The sequence below is a fragment of the Stenotrophomonas sp. SPM genome, from assembly GCF_003105135.1.
In the GTDB taxonomy this organism is placed as follows: domain Bacteria; phylum Pseudomonadota; class Gammaproteobacteria; order Xanthomonadales; family Xanthomonadaceae; genus Stenotrophomonas.
Genome location: NZ_QETL01000194.1, coordinates 1 through 2,074 on the forward strand (window position 1 = coordinate 1; position 2,074 = coordinate 2,074).

3 protein-coding genes are annotated in these 2,074 nt (G+C 64.2%); all 3 read right to left on the bottom strand.

Annotation, left to right across the window (positions count from 1 at the left end):
- Positions 1-101: 101 nt before the first annotated feature.
- Positions 102-1,154 carry an Obg family GTPase CgtA gene (cgtA, locus tag DCO49_RS19860; RefSeq protein ID WP_079221070.1) on the bottom strand — a complete coding sequence of 351 codons (1,053 nt, stop codon included), beginning with the start codon at positions 1,152-1,154 and terminating at the stop codon, positions 102-104.
- Positions 1,155-1,328: 174 nt separating this feature from the next.
- A complete protein-coding gene (gene rpmA / locus DCO49_RS19865; protein WP_004148333.1) occupies positions 1,329-1,592 on the bottom strand; it encodes a 50S ribosomal protein L27 in 264 nt (87 codons plus the stop codon).
- Between the two features lie 11 nt (positions 1,593-1,603).
- Entirely contained in the window at positions 1,604-1,921 is a 318-nt protein-coding gene (gene rplU / locus DCO49_RS19870) for a 50S ribosomal protein L21 (protein WP_004148331.1), read from the bottom strand.
- Positions 1,922-2,074: the final 153 nt, after the last annotated feature.

Here is a 2,074-nt window from a genome sequence, read left to right on the forward strand (position 1 = left end):
GTTCGCGCTGCCAGCCGAGCATGGGCTCGGCTCTACAGAAAAGCGGCAGTCCACAAAAAACCCGGCCGAGGCCGGGTTTTTCGTGCGGAACCACGACGCCATCACAGCGCGTTGCGGGCTTCCAGTTCGTCTTCCTTCTGGCGATCGAAGAAGGCCATGACCCGGCTCATGATCGGGAAGGTGCCTTCGCGGCCCAGTGCGGACACCAGGAACCACGGCTCCTTCCAGCCAAGCTCGGCGACGATCTGCTCGGCCGCGGCCTTGGCCTCGTCCTCGAACATCAGGTCGGCCTTGTTCAGCACCAGCCAGCGCGGCTTCTGCAGCAGCTCCGGGTCATGCTTTTCCAGCTCGCGCTCGATGGCACGCACCTGCTCGACCGGGGAAATGCCTTCCACGCCGCCTTCCATGGGGGAGATATCCACCAGGTGCAGCAGCAGGCGGGTGCGCTGCAGGTGGCGCAGGAACTGCGCGCCCAGGCCGGCACCGTCGGCCGCGCCTTCGATCAGGCCCGGAATGTCGGCGATGACGAAGCTGCGGTAGTTCTCCACCTTCACCACACCCAGGTTCGGGTACAGCGTGGTGAACGGGTAATCAGCCACCTTCGGCGTTGCCGCCGAGACGGCGCGGATCAGGGTGCTCTTGCCGGCGTTGGGGAAGCCCAGCAGGCCGACGTCGGCCAGCAGCTTCAGCTCCAGCTTCAGCGTGCGCTCTTCGCCCGGCTCGCCCGGCAGCGCCTGACGCGGCGAGCGGTTGGTCGAGCTCTTGAAGTGCATGTTGCCGAGGCCGCCACGGCCGCCCTGCGCCACCAGCAGGCGGTCGCCGTGCTGGGTCAGGTCGCCGATGATTTCGTCGGTGGCCACGTTGATGATCACGGTGCCGACCGGCACGGTGATGGTCAGGTCTTCGCCGCCCTTGCCATAGGCCTGGCGGCCCATACCATTCTCGCCGCGCTGCGCCTTGAAGATGCGGTCATGGCGGAAGTCGACCAGGGTGTTCAGGTTTTCGTCGGCGCGGATGTAAACGCTGCCGCCCGCACCGCCGTCGCCGCCGTCCGGGCCGCCGAGCGGAATGAACTTCTCGCGACGGAAGCCAATGCAGCCGTTGCCGCCGTTGCCGGCGAACACTTCGATTTCTGCTTCGTCTACCAGTTTCATTGTTTCGATGCCTGCGATGGGCGCGGCCTGCGTGCCGCCGCCTTGCTTGAATGTCGGGCCGTGCCCGTTGTACCACTGATTCCAACGAAAAGCCCCGCCGAAGCGGGGCTCTTCATGCAGCGTGCGATTCGACCAGCAGGGCCATGCCAGGGCATGGCCGCCAGTCCAGCCTTATCAGGCTTCGACCGACACGACGCTGACGGTGCGACGCTTCTTGGCGCCCTTCACCGAGAACTCCACCTTGCCGTCCACGAGGGCGAACAGGGTGTGGTCGCGGCCGAGGCCGACGCCCGAACCCGGGTGGAACTGGGTGCCGCGCTGACGCACGATGATGTTGCCGGCTTCAATGGCCTGGCCACCGAAGATCTTGACGCCCAGGTACTTCGGGTTGGAGTCGCGACCGTTGCGCGAAGAGCCTACGCCTTTTTTATGTGCCATGACCTATCTCCTTACTTGCTGCCACCGGCAATGCCGGTGATCTCGATTTCGGTGTAGTACTGACGGTGACCCTGACGCTTCATGTGGTGCTTGCGGCGACGGAACTTGATGATCCGGACCTTGTCAGCACGACCCTGGGACAGGACGGTGGCGGTGACCGCTGCGCCGCTGAGAGCGTCGCCGATCTTGATGCCATCGCTGTCGCCGAGCAGCAGGATGTTGTCGAACTTGATCTCGCTGCCGACTTCGACTTCGAGCTTTTCAATGCGGAGCTTTTCGCCCTGCGCCACGCGGTATTGCTTACCGCCGGTGACCAGTACTGCGTACATGACCAGACTTCCTCTGTAGTTATTGTGGTCTATGGACTGTCGCCATCGAGGGCGGACAGGAGCGGGATTGTACGCAGATCAATGGGCGCCGGTCAAGTCAACCCCTGGGCGGCCCGGAACGGAACGGGGTCAGATCCCTTTTCACGCCGTGAA